Source organism: Bradyrhizobium pachyrhizi (assembly GCF_001189245.1).
GTDB lineage: Bacteria > Pseudomonadota > Alphaproteobacteria > Rhizobiales > Xanthobacteraceae > Bradyrhizobium > Bradyrhizobium pachyrhizi.
On the sequence record NZ_LFIQ01000025.1, the window covers coordinates 245,856 to 252,404 of the forward strand.

The following is a 6,549-nucleotide window of genomic DNA, read 5'->3' on the forward strand; positions in this document are numbered from 1 at the left end:
GCCGATCACGCCGTCTTCGCGCCGGCGACGATGCCGGCTGGTTCGTCGCTGAGCCAGCGATAGATCACGCCGCCGAGCGCACCGCCGATCAGGGGCGCGACCCAGAACAGCCAGAGCTGCCCCAGCGCCCAGCCGCCGACGAACAGCGCCGGTCCGGTGCTGCGCGCCGGATTCACCGAGGTGTTGGTGACGGGAATGCTGACGAGATGGATCATCACCAGCGCGAGGCCGATGGCGAGCGGTGCGAAGCCGGCGGGCGCCTTGCCATGGGTCGATCCCATGATGATGAACAGGAACATCATGGTCATCACCACCTCGGTGATGAAGCACACCACCATGTTGTACTGGCCGGGTGAGTGCGCGTCATAGCCGTTGGAGGCAAAGCCCTTGCTGACATCGAAGCCGGGCGCGCCGCTCGCGATCACATAGAGCAGCCAGGCCGCGATGATGGCGCCCACGACCTGCGCGATGATGTAGGGCAGCACCTGGCCGCCCGGGAAACGCCCACCTGCGGCGAGCCCGACCGTCACGGCCGGGTTGAGGTGGCAACCCGAGATATGGCCGATCGCATAGGCCATGGTCACCACGCTCAGCCCGAAGGCCAGTGACACGCCGACCAGGCCGATCCCGACCTGCGGAAAGCCGGCCGCGATCACCGCGCTGCCGCAACCAGCGAATGTGAGCCAGAACGTACCGATGGCCTCGGCAGCGTATTTCTTCATCTCCATCTCGCATCTCCCCTATTTCCAATGTCCGGGTTATCCAAAACGCCGGGAGCGGCCCTCATCTGGGCGCCAAATCACCCAAATCGGGGCCGCACAATGGCATTTTCGCCCTATTTCGTGGCTTTACTAGGCCCGAAAGTCACTCGACCGGTGGACATCTGCGCGTTTGTCTGATACATGCGCGCGCCTAGGGTTAAGAGGCAGGCCTTTTGCCGCCCCTTCACCTCGCCAGAATTCCGAACCGATCAATTCAAAAGAGGATGCCGCGTGCAGGTTCTCGTCCGCGATAACAATGTCGACCAAGCCCTGAAGGCGCTGAAGAAGAAGATGCAGCGCGAGGGCATTTTCCGCGAGATGAAGCTCCGCGGTCATTACGAAAAGCCGTCTGAGAAGAAGGCCCGCGAAAAGGCCGAAGCCGTGCGCCGCGCACGCAAGCTGGCGCGCAAGAAGCTGCAGCGCGAAGGCCTGCTGCCGATGAAGCCGAAGCCGGTGTTCGGCGCCGGCCCCGGTGGCGACCGCGGTGGCCGTCCGGGCGGTGCAGGCGCCGGTCGCGGCCCTCGCTGAACCGTTTTGCCGATATAGAAGTCTAACAGCGCGGGCCACGGGCCCGCGTTGTCGTTTTGAAGCACGCCGCGTTCCGGGGTACCCATGCAAAACGACCGGCAAGAGCATTTTGCATGACGGCTGATCCGGTATCCCGCCCGCCCTTTCCAGCACCCGCGCGCCGCCGTTGCGCGCCGCATCTCGTCATCATTGCAATGCTTCTCGGCCTGCCGCTCGGGGGCTGCTCCTTCGACCTCGGTTCATGGGGCTCCTCGGACGACAAGCCGAAGCCGGCTGCCACCGCCGACAAGCCCGCCGCCGACACCATCACCCCGCAAGACGTCAACAGCGCCAGGGATCACACCACGCGTGCTCAGGTGCTGGCGCGCTCCGGCAAGTTCGACGAGGCGATGGCGGAGTTCGAACAGGCATTGGCGGCCGACCCTTACAACATCCAGGCGCTCTACGGCCGCGCCCTGATCTATCAGGGCCGCGGACAGCATCAGCAGGCGATCGACGATTTCACGGCAGCCAGCGGGCTGTCGCCGCAGAAGGCCGAGCCCCTGGTCGGCCGTGCCACCAGCTACCTCGCGCTCGACAAGGCCAAGCAGGCCGCCAGCGATCTCGACGAGGCGGTGCAGGCCGATCCCGGCAATGTTGCGGCGTGGAGCACGCGCGGCCAGGCCTATGAGCGGCTCGGCGACAAGGTCAAGGCGGCGGCGTCCTACAATCGCGCGCTCGCGCTGCGGCCAGGCGACGGCAATGCGCGCAGCGGACTGGCGCGCACCGGCGGCTAAAGCGCGATGAGATCAGGTTGAATCGTCATCGCGCCTTAGCTCTTTGTTTGAGCATGATCTTTTCGGAAAACCGCTTCGCACTTTTCCGGATCATGCTTTAGCGCTTGGCGTGAAGACAACCCGTCAGGAACGACCGAGCAGCGCTGCGGCTACTTCGGCAGGACGGCGTGGAACATCGACTTCATGCCGGAGAACATGTCGTCGGTCACCGACGTGCGCTCGTTCTTCTGCGCCGGCATGATCGCCTCGGCGCGCAGATCGAGCGGGGCCTGCACCACAGGGACCGGAATGTCGGCCGGCGGCGTCAGCCGGTTGGAATCCTGGCCGCCGGCGGCATAGGGCGGACGCGGCTGCGAGGATTGATCGACATTGTCAGTGGACGGGCTCGACACCATGATCGGCGGCGGCAACGGCCGGATCACCGAGGCGGCTGCCGGACGCTGCGCCTCAGGCAGGCGGGCGAGATCGGTGCGCGTGGCATCCTGGGAGCGCGCCGCCTCCTGCGGACGGTCCTTGCGCAGCCGCTCGATGGCGGCGCGCGCGAGGTCGTTGGCGTCGCGGCTTTCCTCAGGCGTCACAGCAGTCTCGACCGGCGCGGCTGACGTCGCGGGCGCGGCCGGCTGCGGCGCGGCGGGCGCGACCTTCGCGACCGCCTTCGGCGGCGCCGGATGATGGCGGGTGTCGGTGGGGATGCTGGCGGTATCGGCCGGTGCGTCAGGCTTTGCGTCGGCAGATTTCTCGGCGGGCTTCTCGGTGACGGTGGCCTTCTCGGACGCCGACCGCTCGATCAGCGTGCGCTCGGACATGCCCTTGGCCTTCACACCGGCTTCGGGGAGGCTGCTGACGACGGTGGCGGGCTTGGCGGCAGCTTTCGGATCTGCCTTGGGATCGACTGCGGCGGTCACGGCTGCGGCTGCCGGCGCTTCCGGCTTGGCCACGATGTAGTGGTTAACGATGTACGCCCCGATGATGGTCGCTGCCACCGAGGGTAAGATGTCCATCACGAATTTCTTCAGGTAACTCAGCATGACCTGCCACTCCCCACCCCGGTATTACATGCTGGAACTTTGAGGCACATTCAGGGATCAACTGCGTCGGATCGGTGGCAAACCCCCGTTCCGACGTCACCTTTGGTGTCGCTTTGGTTTCAGCCGGAGGCGCCCCCTGCGCAGGCCGCATCCGCCTGCTAGATCATCGCGCAGCCGTTAACGGGTCGTGAATTTCCACAGCCGCGCCGGCTCGGACCTGCCATTCGGCGGGTGCAGGGTTCCTTGCGGGGTTCCTTGCAGGATTCTCGCGCCGCGTCAGGGCTTGAGTTCGACCTCGAGGAACACGATCTCGCTGGCCGTCTCGTTGAGCACGTCGTGCTGGACCCCGGCCTTGCGGAAATAGGATTTGCCGGCTCCGAGCTGCGCCTTCGAGCGCTCGCCGTTCGGCGCCACGATCGTCATCTCGCCCGCCGTGATCGGAACGATGACATAGTCCATCTCATGGGTGTGGTGGCCGGTGGCGCTGCCCGGCGCGAGGCGCCATTCGGTCACGCGGACTTCCGCGGTATCCACCTGCACATCCGATTTGGCACTGAGCATCGTCATTCTCTCCAAGTTTTTTGTTTGAGCGGATCATGCTCTACGGCACGAAAACCATGAACACGAACACGGCGAACACCACCATGTGAACGAGCCCGAACAGGATGTTGGTGCGGCCGGTTCCGAAGGTGAGCATGCTGACCATGAAGGTGAGCAGCAGGATCAGCATATGCTGGTTGCTGAGCCCGAGCACCAATTGCTTGTCGAGCGCATAGGCGGCTACGGCCACCGCGGGAACCGTGAGCCCGATGGTGGCGATCGACGAGCCGAGCGCGAGGTTGATGCTCTTCTGCAGATCGTTCTTGCGCGCCGCCGACACCGCGGCAACGCTCTCCGGCAACAGGATCAGGGCCGCCACCACCAGGCCGGCAAAGGCCGGCGGCGCGCCGATCTTGACGGTGACGACATCGACCACCAGCGAGAATTTCTTCGCCAGCAGCACCACCGCCAGCAGCGAAACCAGCAGCAGCGCAACGCTGATCGCCGTCATGCGGTCCGACATCACCTCGCCATGCGCCGCCGCCTCGTTGGCGCCGCTGACGAAATAATCGCGGTGGCGGATGGTCTGGGTGTAGAGGAACACCGCATACAGCAGCAGGGTCACGACGCTGATCACGGCGAGCTGGGCCGTGGAGTAGATCGGTCCCGGCGCGGTGAGCGTGAAATTCGGCATATCGAGCGTGATGGTCGCGAGCACGAACAGCACGCTGAGGTAGAGGTTGGCGCCGGTGATCTGGAAATCCTGCTCACGGTAGCGGATGCCGCCGATGAAGATGCAGAGCCCGACCAGGCCGTTGCAGACGATCATCACCACCGCGAACACCGTGTCGCGCGCCAGCGTCGGCGCCGGCGTGTCGCCCAGCATGATGGTCGAGATCAGCGCCACCTCGATGATCGTCACCGCGAGCGTCAGCAGCAGCGTGCCGAACGGCTCGCCGATCCGCTCGGCGATCATCTCGGCATGGTGGACCGCCGCGAACACGGTGCCGAACAGAATGACCAGCAGCACCGCCGCGAACACCCAGCCCCCGGCCGATGGCGCGAAGCTGTAGCCGGTGGCCGTGACCGCGGCAAACAACAGCACCGCCAGAACGGGATACAGCCAGGCCGACCGCGGCATCGGTCCGTGTGCGCTCATCGTGGGGTCCCCTTACTTCGCTGGCGCGATTATGCGACAGACAATCGCAGCCGTCAGCCTCTTGCGGCGTCGATAAACCGCCGCGCCGTCGCCATCGCACCGAAATCGTCGAGATTGTCGTGCCCGCCACCGGGCAGTCGCACGAATTGCTTGGGCTCATGGGCGAGGCCGAACAGCCGCTCGCCGAAGCGAATCGGGATCACCGGATCGTCGGTGCCATGCATGATCAGCAGCGGCGCCTTGACCTGCGCGATGAGCCGGTCGGAGTGGAATTGATCGCGCATCAACAGGCTGACCGGCACATACCAGAAATGCGCGCCAGCGACGTCGGCCGTCGACGTATACGGCGCCTCCAGGATCAGCTTGCCGACGGGATGTCCGGCGGCGAGCGCGACCGCAACGCCGCTGCCGAGCGAGAAGCCCCAGGCCACGATCTGCTCGGCGCGGTAGCGCGCGGTGGCGAACGCGTAAGCGGCAGCCGCGTCCTGCAGCAGTCCCTGCTCGCTCGGAGACCCGCTCGACCCCGCATAACCCCGAAAGGACAGCGCCACCAGCCCGGTGCCGTCGGCCGTGATGGCCTTGAAGCGCGCCACGCGCCCGGCAAGGAAATCGCCATTGCCATGAAAGAACAGCACGACCGGCCGGCCCGGCTTCGCCGGCACGTGCCAGACGATGACCTTCTCGCCGTCGCCGGTGGTCAGGACATGCTCTTCCACTTCGGGAAGACCCGCGGCTGCCGGCGCAGTCCGTCCGACCGGCGGGATCGGAAACAGCAGCTCGCGCTGCCTGACGTAGAGCACTGCGAGCCCGCCGAGATAGACGACGACCGCGGCGATCAGGAACCATTTCAGGATTGCGAGTGCCAGTGCCATCAGGGGTGGCCGCGGCTATGTCTTGCCGCGGAGCCTGAGCAGCTTCTCGACGTCCGCCTTGATGCTGTCGGGGAGCGGCCGGCACGCGCACGCCGCCGCATGTGCGACGTGCCACTTGATGCGCTGCTCGCGCGTCGCCCGGGGCGGCATGCGATGCGCTCGATGCCACTCCCGGTTCAGCGCCATTGCCGCCCGCCCTACATCGCCTTGACGATGTTCTCGGTGACCTTCTTGGCGTCGCCGAGCAACATCATGGTGTTGTCGCGGTAGAACAGCGGGTTGTCGATGCCGGCATAGCCCGAGGCCAGCGAGCGCTTGATGAACATCACGGTGCCGGCCTTCCAGACCTGCAGCACCGGCATGCCGTAGATCGGCGAGGTCTTGTCCTCTTCCGCCGCCGGGTTGGTGACGTCGTTGGCGCCGATCACGAAGGCGATATCGGCCTGGGCGAACTCCGAGTTGATGTCCTCGAGCTCGAACACCTCATCATAGGGCACGTTGGCCTCGGCCAGCAGCACGTTCATGTGGCCGGGCATGCGGCCCGCCACCGGGTGAATGGCGTATTTCACCTCGACGCCTTCCTTCTTCAGGATGTCGGCCATCTCGCGCAGCGCGTGCTGTGCTTGCGCCACCGCCATGCCGTAGCCGGGCACGATGATGACCTTGGAGGCGTTCTTCATGATGAAGGCGGCGTCATCCGCCGAGCCGAGCTTGGCGGGCTTCTGCTCGCCCGAGCCGCCGCCGGCCGCGGCGGTCTCGCCGCCGAAGCCGCCGAGGATCACCGAGATGAACGAGCGGTTCATCGCGTGGCACATGATGTAGGACAAGATCGCGCCGCTTGAGCCGACCAGCGCGCCGGTGATGATCAGCGCCGAATTGCCGAGC

At 65.7% G+C, this 6,549-nt stretch carries 9 protein-coding genes; 2 read left to right on the forward strand and 7 right to left on the reverse strand.

The annotated features are described in order from the left end of the window. Positions 1-5: 5 nt before the first annotated feature. A complete protein-coding gene (gene aqpZ / locus AKL29_RS03230) occupies positions 6-728 on the reverse strand; it encodes an aquaporin Z (protein ID WP_016840586.1) in 723 nt (240 codons plus the stop codon). A gap of 264 nt (positions 729-992) precedes the next feature. On the opposite strand from aqpZ, the gene rpsU reads away from it, so the two are divergent. Together rpsU and AKL29_RS03240 are read left to right on the forward strand one after the other, a co-directional pair. Further along, entirely contained in the window at positions 993-1,289 is a 297-nt protein-coding gene (gene rpsU / locus AKL29_RS03235) for a 30S ribosomal protein S21 (protein WP_021078544.1), read from the forward strand. A gap of 113 nt (positions 1,290-1,402) precedes the next feature. Then, positions 1,403-2,065 (forward strand): tetratricopeptide repeat protein, encoded by a 663-nt coding sequence (locus AKL29_RS03240; protein ID WP_050383003.1) that lies wholly within the window; start codon positions 1,403-1,405, stop codon positions 2,063-2,065. Between the two features lie 149 nt (positions 2,066-2,214). Here the strand turns inward: AKL29_RS03240 and AKL29_RS42675 are convergent, their stop codons facing one another. From AKL29_RS42675 to AKL29_RS03265, 6 genes are all read right to left on the reverse strand, one after another. Next, on the reverse strand, positions 2,215-3,093 hold the full coding sequence (locus AKL29_RS42675) for a hypothetical protein (protein ID WP_050383005.1): 879 nt from the start codon (positions 3,091-3,093) through the stop codon (positions 2,215-2,217). Positions 3,094-3,369: 276 nt separating this feature from the next. Continuing rightward, positions 3,370-3,654, reverse strand: coding sequence for a cupin domain-containing protein (locus tag AKL29_RS03250; protein WP_028340624.1), 285 nt, complete (start codon positions 3,652-3,654; stop codon positions 3,370-3,372). Positions 3,655-3,694: 40 nt separating this feature from the next. After that, positions 3,695-4,792 (reverse strand): calcium:cation antiporter, encoded by a 1,098-nt coding sequence (locus tag AKL29_RS03255; RefSeq protein ID WP_028335994.1) that lies wholly within the window; start codon positions 4,790-4,792, stop codon positions 3,695-3,697. Between the two features lie 53 nt (positions 4,793-4,845). Then, positions 4,846-5,664 carry an alpha/beta hydrolase gene (locus AKL29_RS03260; RefSeq protein ID WP_050383008.1) on the reverse strand — a complete coding sequence of 273 codons (819 nt, stop codon included), beginning with the start codon at positions 5,662-5,664 and terminating at the stop codon, positions 4,846-4,848. 15 nt (positions 5,665-5,679) lie between these two features. After that, the gene (locus AKL29_RS43230) at positions 5,680-5,850 is read right to left on the reverse strand and encodes a hypothetical protein (protein WP_167350370.1); all 171 of its coding nucleotides are present in this window, start codon (positions 5,848-5,850) and stop codon (positions 5,680-5,682) included. Positions 5,851-5,861: 11 nt separating this feature from the next. Next, positions 5,862-6,549, reverse strand: a 688-nt coding sequence (locus tag AKL29_RS03265) for an NAD(P)(+) transhydrogenase (Re/Si-specific) subunit beta (RefSeq protein ID WP_244481721.1), incomplete at its 5' end; no start/stop codon positions are given.